The sequence below is a fragment of the Streptomyces sp. W16 genome, from assembly GCF_033194735.1.
In the GTDB taxonomy this organism is placed as follows: Bacteria; Actinomycetota; Actinomycetes; order Streptomycetales; family Streptomycetaceae; genus Streptomyces.
This window is the reverse complement of record NZ_JAWOAI010000189.1, coordinates 1-17,178: the sequence shown is the minus strand read 5'-3', so window position 1 is coordinate 17,178 and position 17,178 is coordinate 1. Positions and strand designations below refer to the sequence as shown.

General features: G+C 69.8%; 14 protein-coding genes. 3 read left to right on the top strand and 11 right to left on the bottom strand.

Annotated elements, in window-relative coordinates; genetic code table 11:
- Both R6V09_RS24620 and R6V09_RS24615 read left to right on the top strand, forming a co-directional pair.
- The coding region (locus tag R6V09_RS24620) for an SH3 domain-containing protein (protein ID WP_317883600.1) at nucleotides 1–1,129 on the top strand (1,129 nt) is incomplete at its 5' end.
- Nucleotides 1,130–1,234: 105 nt separating this feature from the next.
- Entirely contained in the window at nucleotides 1,235–2,128 is an 894-nt protein-coding gene (locus tag R6V09_RS24615) for a M23 family metallopeptidase (protein ID WP_317883599.1), read from the top strand.
- A gap of 40 nt (nucleotides 2,129–2,168) precedes the next feature.
- Here R6V09_RS24615 and R6V09_RS24610 read toward each other — a convergent pair whose 3' ends face one another.
- The 11 genes from R6V09_RS24610 to R6V09_RS24560 all read right to left on the bottom strand — a co-directional run bounded on the left by R6V09_RS24610 (nucleotide 2,169) and on the right by R6V09_RS24560 (nucleotide 15,803).
- Entirely contained in the window at nucleotides 2,169–3,536 is a 1,368-nt protein-coding gene (locus R6V09_RS24610; protein WP_317883598.1) for a serine/threonine-protein kinase, read from the bottom strand.
- 50 nt (nucleotides 3,537–3,586) lie between these two features.
- On the bottom strand, nucleotides 3,587–4,372 hold the full coding sequence (locus R6V09_RS24605) for a serine/threonine protein kinase (protein WP_317883597.1): 786 nt from the start codon (nucleotides 4,370–4,372) through the stop codon (nucleotides 3,587–3,589).
- 346 nt (nucleotides 4,373–4,718) lie between these two features.
- Nucleotides 4,719–5,864 carry a Gfo/Idh/MocA family protein gene (locus R6V09_RS24600; RefSeq protein WP_317883602.1) on the bottom strand — a complete coding sequence of 382 codons (1,146 nt, stop codon included), beginning with the start codon at nucleotides 5,862–5,864 and terminating at the stop codon, nucleotides 4,719–4,721.
- A gap of 77 nt (nucleotides 5,865–5,941) precedes the next feature.
- Nucleotides 5,942–7,084: a Gfo/Idh/MocA family protein gene (locus R6V09_RS24595; RefSeq protein ID WP_317883596.1), complete on the bottom strand. Its 1,143-nt coding sequence runs from the start codon at nucleotides 7,082–7,084 to the stop codon at nucleotides 5,942–5,944.
- Nucleotides 7,081–7,914 (bottom strand): ThuA domain-containing protein, encoded by an 834-nt coding sequence (locus R6V09_RS24590; RefSeq protein ID WP_317883595.1) that lies wholly within the window; start codon nucleotides 7,912–7,914, stop codon nucleotides 7,081–7,083. Before R6V09_RS24590 ends, R6V09_RS24595 begins: the two co-directional genes overlap by 4 nt.
- Complete coding sequence (locus tag R6V09_RS24585) at nucleotides 7,911–8,777, bottom strand: carbohydrate ABC transporter permease (protein WP_442810124.1); 867 nt, start codon at nucleotides 8,775–8,777, stop codon at nucleotides 7,911–7,913. The genes R6V09_RS24590 and R6V09_RS24585 overlap by 4 nt, the downstream gene beginning before the upstream one ends.
- Nucleotides 8,778–8,784: 7 nt before the next feature.
- Nucleotides 8,785–9,735: a carbohydrate ABC transporter permease gene (locus tag R6V09_RS24580; protein ID WP_317883594.1), complete on the bottom strand. Its 951-nt coding sequence runs from the start codon at nucleotides 9,733–9,735 to the stop codon at nucleotides 8,785–8,787.
- A complete protein-coding gene (locus tag R6V09_RS24575) occupies nucleotides 9,728–10,957 on the bottom strand; it encodes a sugar ABC transporter substrate-binding protein (RefSeq protein WP_317883593.1) in 1,230 nt (409 codons plus the stop codon). Before R6V09_RS24575 ends, R6V09_RS24580 begins: the two co-directional genes overlap by 8 nt.
- Nucleotides 10,958–11,061: 104 nt before the next feature.
- Nucleotides 11,062–12,090: a LacI family DNA-binding transcriptional regulator gene (locus R6V09_RS24570; RefSeq protein WP_317883592.1), complete on the bottom strand. Its 1,029-nt coding sequence runs from the start codon at nucleotides 12,088–12,090 to the stop codon at nucleotides 11,062–11,064.
- 591 nt (nucleotides 12,091–12,681) lie between these two features.
- Nucleotides 12,682–14,304 (bottom strand): cellulose binding domain-containing protein, encoded by a 1,623-nt coding sequence (locus tag R6V09_RS24565; RefSeq protein WP_317883591.1) that lies wholly within the window; start codon nucleotides 14,302–14,304, stop codon nucleotides 12,682–12,684.
- Between the two features lie 383 nt (nucleotides 14,305–14,687).
- Nucleotides 14,688–15,803 (bottom strand): serine hydrolase domain-containing protein, encoded by a 1,116-nt coding sequence (locus R6V09_RS24560; protein ID WP_317883590.1) that lies wholly within the window; start codon nucleotides 15,801–15,803, stop codon nucleotides 14,688–14,690.
- A 246-nt stretch (nucleotides 15,804–16,049) separates the two neighbouring features.
- On the opposite strand from R6V09_RS24560, the gene R6V09_RS24555 reads away from it, so the two are divergent.
- The gene (locus tag R6V09_RS24555) at nucleotides 16,050–16,931 is read left to right on the top strand and encodes an AraC family transcriptional regulator (protein ID WP_317883589.1); all 882 of its coding nucleotides are present in this window, start codon (nucleotides 16,050–16,052) and stop codon (nucleotides 16,929–16,931) included.
- Nucleotides 16,932–17,178: the final 247 nt, after the last annotated feature.

Here is a 17,178-nt window from a genome sequence, read left to right as displayed (position 1 = left end):
CGCCGCGTCGGCCGACCAGCACAACATCGACCATCGTGGGAACGGCGCGCTGACCATCGGCGACCACCGCACCCGCACCACGTCCGCTCCCGGCAGGGCGTTCGCCGTGTACACCGCGCCGGCCCGCAGCCTCGGGCGGCAGGCCGACGCGTTCACGATCCGCCCCCGGGCCCACGTGCCGGCCGGAACGCAGGTGGTGACCGAGGTGAGGGGAAGCGATCACCCCGGACGGTGGACGCAGTGGACCACCCCGGATCGCGCCGGTCGGCTACGGCTCGCGCAGGCCGTCTCCGTCGTCCAGGTGCGGCTGACCCTGCTCGGCAGCCGTACCGCCGCCCCTGTGGTGTCGGCCGTGTCCGTACACGCCGACCTCACGCAGTCGGCTCCCCGGGCACCCCGCGCGCTGACCGCGGCCTCCCCGACGTACCGGATCTTCGCCACCAGGGAGGGCCTGGCCGGGCAGACCACGGCCAACGACCATGTCATCCAGCAGCGCGACCACTTCGTCGCGCTGCCGTCCCGGCGGATGCTCGCTTCCAACGGCGGCAACGAGTACCAGGTGCGCCTGTGCTACCAGCGCACGGGACGCTGCGAGACGGCACCGGTGTGGGACGTCGGCCCCTGGAACACCCAGGACGACTACTGGAACCCGTCCGCGCAGCGGCAGATGTGGGGTGACTTGGCGCAGGGCACGCCCGAGGCGCAGGCGGCCTACCAGTCCGGCTACAACGGCGGCCTGGACGAGTTCGGGCGCAGGGTCGCCAACCCGGCCGGCATCGACGTGGCCGACGGCACCTTCTGGGACGGCCTGGGCATGACGGACAACGACTGGGTGGACGTGACCTTCCAGCCGTCCGGCGACACCGGCGGGCAGACGAACGTCACGGCGTGGATGGAGGCCAACGTCCGCTCCTGCGCCTCCACTTCCTGCGGCGCGGTGAGCAAGGTGTACCCGAACCAGAGCTACCCGGCCAACTGCTGGAAGACCGGCCAGCTCGTCACCGACGAGGGCTACACCAGCGACAAGTGGATCGAACTGCCCCTGAACGCGGGCGGTGTCGGCTACGTCAGCGGCATCTACCTCAAGGGCGACGCGACCGGCGGCGTGACACGCCAGTGCGGGACCTGAGCCGTCCCGTGCCGGCAGCCACCCCGTAACGTCCCGGAGTCCCTCCTGAGCCGCGGTACGGCACCGTCGTTGCCTGCACACCGAGGCGAAGAGAGGGCGAGGACCATGAGACCGAGGCCGACGGGAAGAGCGGGTTGGGCGGCGACACTGACGGCGCTGCTGATGACGGCGGGACTGTGCGCGAGCGCACCGGCCGCGTCCGCGGCGCCCACCGCCCGCCCCGACTTCCGGCTGCCGTTCCCCTGCGGGCAGACCTGGCAGCTCCAGACGTATCTGGGCCACGAGCCCGACGACAAGAAACTCGACATGTACCACGTGGACGGCCCGACCCTCGGCGCCACCGTCACCGCGTCCACCGCCGGCACGGTCACGGAGTTCTTCGAGCCCGGCGGCATCGAGATCAACCACGGTGGCGGCTGGTTCAGCGTCTACCTGCACATGGACCGCGTCGACGTCCACCTGGGCCAGCAGGTCGCGTCGGGGGACCCGGTCGGGCGGCTGGGACTGGTCGGCACGGAGGAGGCGCATCTGCACTACGAGCAGCTGTACGACACCAACGGCGACAACGACGGCGAGACGGACGAGATGGTCCACCCGGTGCTCCAGGGCACCGAGTACCGGCTCACGCCCGACGGCCCCTTCCCTCGCGTCACCAGCACCAACGCCTGTGACGGCGGGGGAGGGCAGCCGGCCCGGTACTGGGTCGACACCTTCGCCGACGCCACCGGCTATCCGGACGCCGACTGCGTGCACGACAGCACACCGCGGTGCGCCGCTCAGGGCACGCTGCGCAAGGGCACCAACTACGTCCTGTGCAGGAAGTGGGGCGACGAGGTGCGGGTCGGCACGGCGTACAACCACTGGTGGCTGCTGACCGACCTCGACGAGAGGACGCCGGGCGGCGGGGGACGGGCGTACGTCTCCGCCTACTACCTCGACAGATGGGGCAACGACGAAGCGAAGGACAACGACGGCCGGGACATCCCCGCATGCACCTGATCCGGCCGGCCGAGGGGTCGGCCGGCCGGATCAGGAGGGCTCATCGGCACGTGGGCAGGGCTGGCCGGTCCTTCGTGCGCACAGCGGGGAACCACGCGGTGGCGTCGGCCGCGCCGCCCGGCAACCGGACGCGGTACCACTGGGTGGAACGGGTGCTGAACTCGTCGGTCACCGGCAGCCCTTGAGGCAACCGGCACTGCGCCATGAGGACGTCTCCGTGCCATACGCGGGTGGCCACCACGTTGTCGACGGTGTACGGCGCCAGGGGGTCGATCGCCAGACCGAGGCTGCACTGCTGATCACGGTCGGCAGCATGGGCCCGGCAGGTCGGCTCGACGTTGTACACCGTGATGGCGGCGGGTCCGGCGGTGTCGGAGACGTTCTCGGCATGGACCGGGCGGTCCCCGGTCGCACTGTTGTCGTCCGCGACGTAAACCCATCCGGCGACCGTCGCCGCGCACAAGGCCGTGGCCGCCGCGGCACCGAGAGCGACCCGTCGACGGCGCCGATCCCCGCGGGCACGCGCCGCACCTGTGCCGCCGGCCGCAGCGCTGTCACCATGGCCCGATGCACCGATGCGGGCCAGCAGGAGTTCCGCGGTGCAGGCGGCGCGTGCCTCATGGGTGGGGGCGAGGCAGTCGGTGGCCAGATCACGCCAGAACGGCGGCACTGCGGGATCCAGCCGCAGGGGTGCCCGTCCGCCGGCGTACTCCTGCGCCGCGGCTCCCCGCGCGGCCGGGGTCGCGCCGGGGAAGGGGGAGGTGCCGCCGGTGAACATCTGGTGGACCATGATGCCGAGCGCCCAGATGTCGGCGCTCGGCCGCGCCTGCACACCGCGTTCGCCCAGCGGGGCCTTCCAGCGCTCGGGCGGCAGATAGTCGGGAGTGCCCAGGGGCGGGATCCACCCATGCGTGCCATGGGTGCCGTCGAGCTCCGCGGCCAGCCCGAAATCCGACAGGCGAACCGCTCCGTCCGCCATCAGGAGAACGTTGTCGGGCTTGAGATCGCCGTGCACCCAGCCCAGGTCGTGCAGATGGGCCAGGCCCTCGCAGATCTGCGTCAGGATCCGCTCGGCCTGCCCGTCCGCCAACCCCGCCTCACAGCCGAGGAGTTGGCGCAGACTGCGCTCGGCACGCTCCATCACCAGCACGATCGCGCCGTCGAGTTCGGCGTGGTCCGGTTCGTTCAGTACGAGTGAGTCGAGCACCCGGATCAGACGGGGATGCCGCGCCCGGCGCCCGAACTCGACCTCGCGGTGGGCACATTCCAGCAGTCCGCGCGCCTGCCGAGGGGCGAGTCCGGACGTGGGCAGGAACTTCAACGCGACGACGGCCGGGTCGTCCGTCCCGCGCACGCTCCGGCCCTCGTAGACCCATCCCCAGCCTCCGTCCGCGATCGGTTCCCCCACCTCCCAGTCTCCGAACCGGTAACCGGCTGGAACACGCTCGGCCGCACGGCTCACCGGGCCACCGCCCGCGCCTGGGCGCCACCGCAGGAGGCCGCCGAACGGGACGGAAGCAGCCCCAGATGGGCCTCGCCGACCAACCCGAACCGCAGGGCGATTCCGACCAGTGCCTCGCGCTTGCCGTTGCGGCGGGCGCCGCGGCCCGCGTCACGCGTCTCAGGCAGGACGATGCGGAGTTTCTCCTCGGCGAGGTAGTCGATGTGAGCACTCACCCCGCGGGCGGTGAGGCGCGCGCACTGCGGAAGCTGCCGCAGACGTTCGACGATCTCGGGCGTGGTGGGAACGGCCAGCGCGGACTCGTCGCGCAGTCGGGGCTCGCACAGGGCGACCAGAACCAGGAAGTACGTGGCGGTCTCGTCGAGCGAGTACGCGGTCAGGGTCTGGGTACCCCGACGGCCGCCGTCCGTCCCCTGAGGGTCCAGGTACACGTGGTCGGGGGCGAACACCTGGAAACTCACCACCTGGTCCCGGGTGGGCAGGACGACACGCGCGAACTCGAAGGGGATGGGCGCCCCGAGGCGGCGCGGTGGCACCCGCAGGTACTCGCCCGCGCCCTCCGGGTTCTCCACCAGGTAGCTCTGAGTGGCGCTGTGGTTGCTCAGCAGCCAGTGGTCCTCGCTCACCCGGATCTCCCCGGCCAGCCGCGACACGGCCGGATCGTCGAGCCGCAACTCCACGGCGACGGAGTCCGAGCCGCGGCCGAAGCGGGCGACCTCGCCCGCGCCGAGCCGCAGCGTCAGCGGCGGGTCCTGTGGCACATGGATCAGTACGCCGCTCATCGTCCCCCGATTCCGGCCGCGGGTGCCTTTCCCGTGCAGGCCGACTGCCGCACATCGAGCGGCCCGACACAGATCTGTCGATCGTCACCGACCCCGACTTCCCGGCCCCCGTTCCGGGCCGTTTCTCTTCCGGATAAGGCAGGCACACGAGCGCTGGTCATCGCGCACACCCCGTTTACCTCGATTCCTTCCGCTTTTCCGCACGCAGGTCGAAGGAGCACACGAGCCCCATTCGTTAACACCGCTGCCGGAGTGCGGCGGTTGCGTGCGCGAGGACTCTTGCACAAAGGTCTTCGCGATGAGTCTCGGGGCACTGGCTTTGGCAGCGGTGTGCGACTTCCTGTGGTCAGCCGGTGCTCGTCCAGCGGGAGGAGTCCGCGGCGCTGCGTTCGACGGCCCGCATTACGTACTGGACCTGCAGGCCGTCGGCGAACGACGGTCTCAGGTCGCTCGCGTCCTCCGCCACCGCGGTCAGGAAGTCGCGGACCTGGTGGACGAACGCGTGCTCGTAGCCCAGGCCGTGACCGGGCGGCCACCAGGCACCCAGGTAGGGGTGTGCGGGCTCGGTGACCAGGATCCGGCGGAATCCCGCCTCCGTCTCCGGGTCGGTGGCGTCGTACAGCAGGAGCTCGTTCATCGACTCGAAGTCGAAGGCGATCGACCCACGTGAGCCGTTCACCTCGATCCGCATGGCGTTCTTGCGTCCCGTGGCGAAGCGGGTCGCCTCGACCACGACGAGTGCGCCCCTTGCCAGCCGGCCGGTGAACGCGGTCGCGTCGTCGACGGTCACCCGCCCGCGCTGTTCCCCTACCTGCGCCGACAGGCCGCTGGACTCCGTCGGCAGGGGGCGCTCGATGACGAAGGTGGCCTGGGTCGCCGACACACCGGTGAGGCGTTCGCCGGTCAGGTGCTGGAGCAGGTCGATGACGTGCGAACCGAGGTCCCCCAGCGCACCGGAGCCGGCCCGTTCCCTGCGCAGCCGCCACACCAGCGGGAATTCCGGATCGACGATCCAGTCCTGAAGGTACTGGGCCCTGACGTGCCGTACTTCGCCGATCCGGCCCTCGGCGATCAGGCGCGCGGCGTGTGCCAGTGCGGGTACGCGCCGGTAGTTGAAGCCGACCATCGACCGGACGCCGCCCTCTGCGGCGACCTGCGCGGCGGCGGCCATCCGCTCGGCCTCCTCGACCGTGTTGGCGAGGGGCTTCTCGCACAGCACGTGTTTGCCGGCGGCCAGAGCGGCGATCGCGATGTCGGCGTGGGAGTCGCCGGGGGTACAGATGTCGACGACGTCCACGTCGTCGCGTCGTACCACCTGCTGCCAGTCGGCCGCCCAGTCGCCCCATTCCAGCCGCTCGGCGGCCCGGGCCGCGCCCTTCGGGTCACGGCCGCAGACGACGGTCATGTCGACGTCGAAGGGCAGGTCGAACACTCGGGGTGCGGTGCGCCAGGCCTGGGAGTGCACGGCGCCCATGAACGAGTGGCCGATCATCGCCACCCCGAGACGCGGGCGGCCGGAAACGGGGTCGGAAGAAGGGCGGGGCACGAGGTCTCCGTATCGGTGGGGCGTCAGGCGGAGGCGGCGGCGGGCGGGGTCTGGTGCAGGGCGAGGGCACCGCGGACCGACGGCCAGCCGGCAAGCGCGGCACGTACGTCCGGGCGGGCCTCCTCGTGCAGGGCCGCCGCGTACGCCTGGTCGAGTACGTCGTCGACGCGTACGCGTTGTCCGGTCCGGGCCGACTCCACCGCGGCCTCGACCATCGCCAGGCTCATGGTGTTCTCGTGCACCTCGCCCATGGGCGTGCTGCCGGTGCGCAGCGACTCGACGAAGACCCGCAGCGCTCCGGCGATGTCGGAGTACGGCGAGCGGGGCCGCTCGGCGGCTTGTACGTCGGCTGCTAGCACGGGCTCGTTGTCGCCGTCCCACAGCGCCGAGCCCTTCTCGCCGCTCGCCCGCCACACACCGTTCCAGGACGTCTCGGCGCCCGGACTGCACCAACTGCCGTTGTACGCATAGCGCGCGCCGCCCTCCATCTCGAAGACGGCGCTCGCGGCGGCGTCGCCGTCGTACCAGCTCCACGGCGGGTTGTACGCCTGGCAGTAGGCGGAGACCGGGTCGGCGCCGAGCAGGAAACGCGCCGAGTCGAAGGCGTGGATCGCCATGTCGATCAGCAGCGGGTACGCCATCTCCTCGCGGAAACCGCCCATGTGCGGAGCCTTGAAGAACTCGGTCGTCAGCGTGCCGATCGCGCCCAGTTCCCCCAACATCCCGCGTAGGGCGAAGAGTTGGGGGTTCCAGCGCCGGGACTGGCTCACCATGAACAACTCGCCGCTCACCTCGGACGCGGCGGCCAGCGACAGGGCGTGGGCCAGGGTGTCGGCGATCGGCTTCTCGCCGAGGACGGGCAGCCCGGCGAACAACGCGGCGGTGGTGATGGGGTGGTGGGCCACCGGAACCGTCACGTTGACGATCGCCTGGGCGCCGGTGTCGGCCGCGAGCACGACTGCGTCGGAGCCGACCGGGAGGTCCGGCCGGCCCAGGTCGGCGGCGGACCGCCGGGCGGTGTCCAGGTCGAGGTCGACGATGCCGGCGAGTTCGGTCTCGGGTGCGGCGGTGACGGTGGCCAGCCACTGCTGCCCCATGGAACCGGCACCGACCACCAGCACACGAAGGGGGCTGTCGGGCCCGCAGAGGATCGTCCGGTGGGTCATCGAAGCGGCCCCGAGTAGTCGACGCCGTTGAAGAAGTCGTCGGTGTCATAGCGCAGCAGTACCGGGTGGGTGCGCTCGGGCCGGTCGGTGCGCGCCCATTGCACGCCGTTGGCGATCACCCGGCGGATGTCCTTGTTGTGGTAGACGGGGTAGTCCTGGTCGCCGGGGCTGAAGTAGAAGATCCGGCCGTGGCCGCGGCGGAACGTACACCCGCTGCGGATCACCTCGCCCCCCGTGAACGAGCTGACGAAGACCAGCTCGTCCGGGACGGGGATGTCGAAGAACTCGCCGTACATCTCGTCCTCTTCGACGACCAGCGGATGCGGAACTCCCTTGGCGATCGGGTGCGTTGGGTTCACCGTCCACACCAGCTCACGATCGTGCTCGTTGCGCCAGCGCAGCGTGCAGCTGGTGCCCATGAGCTTGACGAAGATCTTCGACCAGTGGCCGGAGTGCAGGACTACGAGGCCCATGCCGGACAGGACGTGGCGGTGCACCCGTTCCACGACCTCGTCGGACACCTCGGCGTGAGCGGCGTGGCCCCACCAGGTGAGGACGTCGGTCGAGGCCAACACCTCTTCGGTCAGGCCGTGTTCGGGGTCGTCCAGCGTGGCGGTGCGGATGGCGCAGGCGTCACCGAGGTTCTCCTTGATGCCCTCGGCGATCGTGGTGTGCATGCCCTGCGGGTAGATCTTGGCCACGTGCTCCTCGATCTTCTCGTGGCGGTTCTCACCCCACACGGTCACGCGGATCGGGGCCGGGGGCGGTGCGGAAGACGTGGTCACAGAGGTGTTCTGCCTTTCTCCGAAGTCGCCCTGGGGGCGGGTCATTTGACGGCTCCGCCGGTCACGCCGGTGGCGATGTAGCGCTGTGCCACCAGCAGCAGTACGAGAGCCGGGACCGAGGCGAGGGTCGCGGTGGCCATCACCGCGTTCCAGTCGCTGACGTGGGAGCCGAGGTACTGGTAGAGGCCGAGGGTGACGGGGCGGACGTCCTCGGTCGTCGTCAGGGTCAGCGCGAAGAGGAAGTCGCTCCAGGTGAACAGGAACGTGAACAGCCCCGCGGTGATGAGGGCGTTCCTGCTCATCGGCAGGACGATCGAGACGAACGCCCGCACCCTGCCCGCCCCGTCCACCCGGGCCGCCTCGATCACCGAGATCGGGATGTTGCCCATGAAGGCCCGCAGGATCAGGATCGCGAAGGGAATACCCGCGGTGGAGTCGGCCAGGACCAGACCGGGGATCGAGTTGAGCAACCCGAGGTCGTTGTACGCGCTGTAGAGCGCGTTGGCGACGACGATGCCGGGGACCATCTGGCTGATCAGGATCCCGAACAGCACCGGACCTACCCAGCGCGCGTTGACATGGGCAAGCGCGTACGCGGCCGGGCTGGCGACGATCAGGCTGAACACCACGCTCCCCACCGCAACGACCAGGCTGGTCAGGAGATTTGGCCCCTGCTGGCTCAGTGCGGTGGCGTAGCCGTCGAGGTTCAGGTGGGTCGGGAACCAAGGCGTGCTCACAGCGGTGTTGGCCGGCTGGAGGGAGACGTTGACCATCCAGTAGACCGGGAAGAGCATCACGGCCAGGATCAGCGCGCCGATCGCGGTGTATCCCCAGGGTCGCCGGGAGCGCCACCGGCGGGCGGGTGTGCGTGTGACCGGCTGGACCGGTGCGTGCGTGACAGTTGCCATGACGGCCTCACTGCTCGACGGCGCGGCGATTCGCGCGCAGGTAGAGGACGGCGAAGACCAGCGAGATGACGATGAGGATGTTGCCGAGCGCGGCACCCTGTCCGAAGTCGAACTGCTGGAAGGAGAGTTGGTAGGACTGACTGGCGATGGTCTGCGTCGCGTTCGCCGGTCCGCCGTTGGTGAGCCCGAGGATGACGTCGAGCACCTTGACCGTGTAGACGACGCCGAGGACGAGCACCACGCTGACCACGGGCCGCAGCAGAGGCCACGTCACGTGCCGGAACGCCCGCCAGCCCGTGGCGCCGTCCAGGGCCGCCGCCTCGTACAACTCCTCGGGGATGTCCTGGAGTCCGCCGTAGAGGATCGCGACGTTGAACGGGATCCCGATCCAGATGTTGACCACGATCACCGCGAACAGCGCCAGCGAGGTGCTGGTCAGCCAGCCGGGACGGTCCTGTACGAGGTGCAGGGCGCCGAGGAACCGGTTGAGCACGCCGTTGTCCTGGTCGAGGATCCAGCGCCACACCGCACTGGAGACGATCAGCGGCACCAGCCACGGCAACAGCAGCAGCGAGCGCAGTACGCCGTTCAGCGGGAACCTGCGGCGGAAGAACAGGGCGATCGCCAGGCCGGTGAGGAACTGCCCCGCGATCGAACCCACCGTGAACAGCACGGTGTTGAGGAGCGCCTTGTCGAAGACGGAGGACGAGATGACGGCCCGGTAGTTGGCGAAGCCGACCCAGGGCGCCTGGCCGGTGTAGAAGGTGGTCGTCGTGTAGTGCTGGAAGCCCATGACGACGTTCTTCACGACCGGGTAGCCGAAGAAGGCGACCATGTAGGCCAGGGCGGGCAGCAGGAACAGCACGTGGGACTGGCGCAGGCGACCGCGTTTGCCCAGCCTCCTGCCCGACGGGGCACTGTCCACGGCCCGCACCGACCGGCGTATCACGTCAGCCATCCTGGGCCTGCTTCAGTGCCTTCGCCGGAGTCGCCCCCTGGGTGAGAGCGGTCTGCATCGCGGTGTAGATCTTGGTGGCGGCCTTCGGCCAGTCCTTGCCCAACTCACCTGTGCGGGCACGGGCGTTGCGCACCTGGTCGGTGAACGCCTTCATGCGGGGTTGTTCGGCGGCGAACTTGTCCATCAGCGCGGTCTTCGTCGGCACGGTCTGGCGCTGCTGGGCCAACGACAGCTGGTTCTTGTCGGAGTTGAGGCACGCGACGACCTTGGCCGCCTTCTCCTGGCGCTGCGCGTTGCCGGTCTGCGGGACGGTCCAGGTCTCACCGCCCAGCGGGACTACGGGAGTTCCGCCGGCCTTGGGCACGGGGATCGGTACGACGCCGTAGTGCAGGCTCGTCTTCTTGTCGAGGATCGGGAACTGCCAGGGGCCGTTGATCATCATGGCCGCGTTGCCCGCCGCGAACTGGTCGTTGGCGTCGGCCTGGGCCCAGCTGACCACCGACTTCGAGGCTGATCCGTCCTTGACCAGGTCCACCCAGAGCTGAAGTGCCTGCGCGACCTGGGGAGTTGCTATGTCCTTCTCGTCACCGCCGTTGGACCACATGAAGGGCAGGAACTGCCAGGTCCCCTCGTAGGTGGCCGGTGCGGCGAAGGCGATGCCGTACCTCTTGCCCGAAGTGAGCTTCTTGGCGGCCGACTTGAGCTCGGCCCAGGTGGTGGGCGGCTTGACCCCCGCCTTGTCGAGCATGTCCTTGTTGTAGAAGAGGCCGAGCGTGTTGGTCACCGGTTGCAGGCCGTAGAGCTTGCCCTGGTAGGTCGAGGCGTCCACCACGCCCTTGGCGTATCCGTCCGCTTTCAGGCCGAAGTCGCTGAGTGGGGCGAGGGCGCCGCTGGCGGCGATCTGTTGCAGGTCCGGGTTGTCGAGCATCAGGACGTCGGGCAGGGTCCGCGACGAGGCCTGTTGCAACACCTTGGGTATCAGGGACGGGCCGGCCACGGCCTCCCGCTTGATCTTGACGCCGTTCTGCTGTCCGCACGCGTCCAGGACCTTCGCGTAGATCCCCTTGTCGGGCTGATCGGCGTAGTAGTCCATCACCCGCAGTGTGTCGGCGCCGCCGGACGATCCGGCACTCGAACCACAGGCGCTCAGGGAGAGCGGCGCCAGGAGTGCGAGGGCCACCGTCAGTGTCGTTCTGCTGAGGATCGCTCGTCGTTGAGCCATGTTCTTCTCTCCTCGATCGGCGCTGTCTCGGGCGGACCGCGCGGGGGTGTCGATGCGTATCGACAGCAGTGACGCGTCATCCCCCTTGACACGAACAGTGGGGATCAGCGGGCAGGCAGGCTGGTCTGACGCAGGGTCAGACGTGGGGTCACCAGTTCAACGGTCGAAGTGGTGGGCACGCTCTCGCGGTTGAGCAGCCGGAACAGGATCCGCATCGCGCGGCGCGAGACGTCCCTGGGTTCCAGCGAGAGGTTGGTGACGGGGGGTGTGGAGGTCTCGGCCGTGCGGTCCGTGCACAGTCCGATGACGGACAGGTCGCGGCCCGGCACCAGACCGCGGTCCAGCAGGCTCTGCAACGTCGGCTGGATCAACTGGGGATCGGGCACGACGAGTCCGAGTCTTCCGCCACCGCCGGGCACCGGTTCCGCGAGCGCCTCGTCGAGGGCGGCCTCGGCTCCGGCGCGGCTGGTGTCCGGCGGGCTCACCTCGGCGTAGGTGATGCCGTGCGCGGCGGCCGATTCCTCGGCCCCCCGCAGGAAACGGCGGACGAAGTTGACGTCACGCGCCATCACGTCACGCGGGTAGCCGAGCAGGACGACGCGGTCGTGCGCGGAGGCGGCCAACTCGTCCACCGCCATGCGTCCGGCCAGGGTGTAGTCCAGGTCGACGCAGTACAGGCCCGCGGGGTCGTCCGGCACGCCGATCAGGATGACGGGCACGCTCAGACCGGCCGCCACGGGGATGCGCGGGTCCTTGGACCCGACCTCCATCAGCACGATCGCGTCGCACAGGGACTGGTCGCTGAGCCGGGTGAGGCCCTCGGCGCCCTCGTCCTCGGTGGCCAGGATGACGTTGTGGTCCTCTTCCCGGGCGCACTTGGTGATCGTCTCGATGAAGGGCAGCACCCCTGTCATGTCGGCCCCGGGCGCGAACGGCACGACCAGGCCGATGACTTGGCTGCGCTGACTCGCCAACGCCCGTGCACCGGCGTTGGGTTGGAACCCCAACGTCTCGATCGCCTCCTCGACCCGACGGCGGGTCTCGGGGGATATCGACCGGCGTCCGCTCATGACGTAGGAGACGGTGCTCTGGGAGACGCCCGCCAACCGGGCCACATCCCGGCTTGTCACCATGCGAGCACCTCCCTCGGTTCCCTCGGTGTCGATACGTGGTGTCGATACGTATCGACTGACTGGGACGAGACTGTAGGGAGGGGCCGCGAACGACGGCAAGGGTCGTGCAGGAAAAAGTTCCGCAGGGCTGGTACTCGCTCCTCAGGAGGCAACCGAGGCCGCGATGGCCGGCTTCCGGGTCGGGTACGTAACCCCCTTCCGCTCCTTCCGCCTCCCGACGAGTCCGGCATACCGAGCCCTGTCCGCCACTGCGGCTGTGCCTCCGACATCGCGAAAGCTGAGTGGGCCCTTCTCTAACCGCTGTCCGCCGACCCCCACGACTCTGGCCGACAGGAGGAGATAGGACAGTGCGGCCAGGCCGTGCGTATGGGGGTGTTGCTGGGACCACCGGGGCCTTCCCCGACGGTGGGGTTGCTGCCTCCGCCCGTGAAACCGGCCGCCAGCCGGAGTGATCACGCCGCCTCGCGCTTCGCGCCTGTCGCCAGGGCGGTCAGGAGGGCATAGGGGATCGACGTATCCCCACCGTGTGCGGGCCCAGCTGAGTCTCGGCCCGCACAGGGTGTCGGCGGGGGCGCGGGTGACCTCGTGGGCTCAGCCCGCGTAGGTCGCGAACAGTTTGGAGAACTGGTACGGGGTCTGCGGGATGTTAGTGCACTTGCTCAGGGCACCGGTGCAGGCGTTCCCGTCGCGGGTGACGTCCCAGAAACCCAGTTCGCCCAGGTGGTTCTGCTGGGCGAAGGTGAGGACCTGCTGCGCGTCGGCGGCGGTGAACACCTCGCTGGCGTTGTCGTTCTGGCCGAGCATCGGAGTGAGGCCGACCATGGCCCAGGTCTGGGCGGTGGTGAGGTTCGGCCACACCGAGGCGATCTGGGCGCGGGTCGAGGTCGCGGCCTGGATGGCGTAACTGCCCATCTTCCCAGACGGGTTGGGCGCGGCGCCGTCGCCGTAGTCCATGGCCATCAGGTTGACGGTGTCGACGTTCAGGTTGTGCGACTTGGCGGAGTTGAGGATGTAGACGCCGTCCGCGGTCAGGCCGCTGGGCAGGACCGGGAGCGTGAGCGTGACCTTGAGGTCGCGGCCCTTGGCGCGCTGCGCGGCCTGGACGGCGGCTACGGCCGTCGAGCGCCGGTCGATCGAGGCGTGGTCGACCGTTGCGGCGCCCTCGATGTCGAAGTCCACGCGGTCGAGGGCGTAGGCGTCCACGACCTTCTGGTACTGCGCTTGGAGCGCGGTCGTGCTGGTGCAGGCGAGGGCGAGTTCGGTGCCCGACGCGCCGCCGAAGGACGGCCGGACGTCACCGCCCATTGCGCGCAGTGAGTCGAAGTCCGCCCGGTCCCAAGCCGCGCCTGGGTCATAGGAGTTGAACCAGCTTGCCGAGCAACCGGTCGACCCGGCGGTGATGAAGCCGAGCGAGAACTGCCGCAGCCCCGTGTTCGTGGCGATCTGCGTGAGGTTCGGCGTCGGGTAGGCGCCAAGGTCGATGAAAGGGGCTGCCACGCCGGGAGTTGTGCCGCTGCCCGCGGTCGCGGTGAGCGTCGCGGAGTGCGCCGACTCGTTGTTGGAGTCGTCGAGCGCGGTCACCGAGAAGCTGTGGCTGCTGCCGGGGAGCAGGCCGATCACCTTGAAGGTGGTGCCGGTTCCGGAGGTGGTGGCGATGACGTTGCTGCCCTCGTAGACCCGGTAGCCGACCACGCCGACGTTGTCGGTCGAGGCGTTCCAGCCCAGCGTGACGCTGCCGGCGCCGGTGGCCCGGACGGCGAGGCCGGAGGGGGTCGAGGGCGCGACGGTGTCGGCGGGGACGCCGGCGCAGGGGCCGTTGTTGATCAGGCAGGCGCTCGGCGCGACGACCGACCCGCTGTAGCTGAAGTCCATGCCGACGACGGGCGCGGAGTCACCGGGGGCGAGCGGGGCCTCCCAGGTGGGGGAGGTGATGGTGTACTGCGTCCCGCTGTGGGTGAGCGTGCCGTTCCACGAACTGGTGACGGCCTCGGTGGCGGGCAGGGTGAAGGTGATGGTCCATGAACTGACCGTGTGGGTGGACTTGTTGGTGACTGTGTAGCCGCCCTCGAAACCGGCACCCCAGGTGGAGGTGATGCCGAAGGAGGCGATCAGACCGGTGTTGTCGGCCGCGTGGGCGGCCGGGGTGGCGAACGTGGCCATGCCGCCGACCATCAGGGCGGCGGTCAATGCGGCGCGCAGCGAGGCACGTCTCATGCGGATGCTCCTCCGTGGGGCGAGGACGCGCACGGCGTCGCGCCGGTACGCGGATTGCGGTGCCCTGCACGCCCGTCGCACGGTGGCGAGGTGCGGGTGGGGAGGAGCCGTGCGACGTGTTCAGGGCGGGGTGAGGCAGGGGGAAACCGTCGAACGGTGAGTCGTGAATTTAATCGGAAACTTTCCTTACATCTGCCTGCGTAGCGAAGCGTGGCTGGCCGCGTCGGCCGGCGTCAAGAGATCCGGGAAAGATTCGTCTAGACCAATTCCGGTCCAGAGGGCGCGAGTTGCCGCAGGAGTCGGTCTCGGGGAGCGCGCCGAGGCGACGCCGGCCCGCGGGAGGGGGCGTCCGTGCACACACGGACGCCCCCTCCCGCGGATTGTCACCGCAGTCCGCTGTAGGCGGCCATGATGATCTCCATGCCGCGGTTGTCCTCCTGCTGCTCCCGGTCGATCATCTGGTTCATCACGTAGGCCACCGTCATACGTGCATCGGGGTCGCTCGCGACCAGCGAGCCGCCCCATCCGCCCCATCCGAAGGTATTGCCGAACTTGCCGAAGCCCACGGTCCAGGACATCGGGTTCCGCAGCACCCGGTCCTCGCCGCGGAACACCTCCTGCCACGCGGGCTCGCAACCCTGGGGGGACAGCAGCCGCACGCCACCGGCGGAACCCCGGTTCGCCAGTACTGACTGGACGAGGGCGACAGACCGAGCGTTGCCGAAGCCGTTCACCGCGGGGATCTGCGCACGGCGCCAGGCCACGGAGTTGGCGTCCCTGACCCGGACCACGGCACCGGTGTACTCCCGACGTGTGCCGTCCGGTCCGGACGGTGCGCCGGCGGCGTACTCGTCGGTCAGTGACGGCGGCGGGATGAGCGGTGCGACGCGGCGGTCGTCGTCGGCGGAGAGCCCGATGTGGAAGTCCGCGCCCAGCGGTTCGGCCACTTCCTCGGCGAAGAAGTCGCCGAGGCTGCGGCCGGTGATGCGGCGGACGATCTCACCGATCAGGAACCCGAAGGTGAGCGCGTGGTACCCGGCGGCGGTTCCCGGTTCCCATTCGGGGGCCTGCGCGGCCAGCGCTGCCGTCACGCTCTGCCAGTCGTAGAGGTCCTCGACCGCCGTCAGCCCGGACAGGTCCGGCAGCCCCGCGGTATGGGACAGCACGTGGCGTACCAGCAGACTCTCCTTGCCCGCCGCTGCGAACTCCGGCCAGTAGGCGGCGACCGGTGCGGACAGATCGAGCCGGCCTCGGTCGGCCAGGACGAGCGCGCACAAGGCGGTCATGTTCTTGGTCGTCGAGTTCACGCCCGTGAGGGTGTCGCGCTCCCAGCCGACGGTGCGGTCCGCGTCCGCGTACCCGCCCCAGATGTCGACCACCGGTTCGCCGTCGAGGCAGACGGCGACCGAGGCGCCCACATCGTCCTTGCCGAGCGAAGCCGCGAGGGCCTCCTCGACTGCGGCGAACCGCGGCTCGCACATCCCCTTAACATCAGTCATGTACGCAAGCCTCAGCCAACGCCGAGGCCACCCGCCCGACAATTTCCGCACGGCTTCTGTCGGGCCGAGCGCGACGAAATCACCTACACCTGAAGACGGTCCGGCCGGCCGTATCGGCAGCCGGTCTCGTGGGCTCGGGGACCCCTCGAACGGCAGGTGGGTCGCCACAGCGCACCCGGCCGCAGGAGCTGCCACAGCCGAGTGCTCGTTCCCACGGGGAGACTCAAGGAAGAGGGACGGAGACACGTGCTGGAGCGGCTGAATCAGGCACTGGACCACCTGGAGGCCTGCCTCGACCAGGAGGTCGACGTGGCCGAGGCGGCCCGGATCGCCGCGGTGTCGGAATACCACTTCCGGCGGCTGTTCTCCGCCCTCGCCGGTATGCCACTCCCGGTCTACGTGCGGCGCCGGAGGATGACGCTCGCCGCGGCCGAGGTGCTGGCCGGTGAACGCACGCTGCTCGATGTCGCGGTGCGGTACGGCTACGGCTCGGGCGAGGCGTTCGCCCGGGCGTTCCGGTCGGTGCACGACATCGGGCCGGGCGAGGCCCGGCGCACGGGTGCGCTGCTCACGGCACAGCCGCGCATGTCCTTCCGCGTCGTCGTCGAAGGGAGTACGACCATGCGGTACCGGATCCTGGAGAAGGAGGCGTTCCGGGTCGTCGGCAGGAAGGCTCGGGTCCCGCTCGTGCACGAGGGGGTGAACGCGGTCGCCGCGGCGCACCTGGAAAGCCTGGACGAGCAGGCGATCGTACGGATGAAGGAGCTGGCCGACCGGGAACCGGAGGGAATCCTGTCGGCAGCGGTGTACCTGACCGACAGCCGGGAAGAGGGCGCCGAGGCGGACTATTGGATCGGCGTGGCCACCAGCCCGGAGACGGTCATCGAGGAACTCGACGCCCTCGACGTGCCGACCGGGACCTGGGCGGTCTTCGACAACGACGGGCCCTATCCGAGCGCGCTCCAGGCACTGTGGCGGGACGTGTTCACGCAGTGGTTCCCCTCGAACCCGTACACGAGCCGGCCCGGTCCGGAACTCCTGCGGACACAGCCGGTGGAGATCGGCGCAGAGACCCACTCCCAGCTGTGGATCCCGATCGAGCGGAGCAGCGGGAACGCCGACGCGTGAACACCGGTCTGCGAACCGGCGGGGATGCTCCAGCTCGTCGGCGGCGCGTCCTGACCTTGACCTCATAGCCGGGAGAGCGGCTGCCCAGGGCGATCGCGGAGCCCCTCTCCACCTTCGGAAGACGGGCCGACGGGCCAACTGTGACGCGGGCCGTACGCGGCCCGGCGTCGCCCCGGCGTCGGCGTACTCCGGCGCGCTTTCCTGCCGCAGGCCGGTCGCCTCGGCCGGACCTGGCCTGTGACCGGCC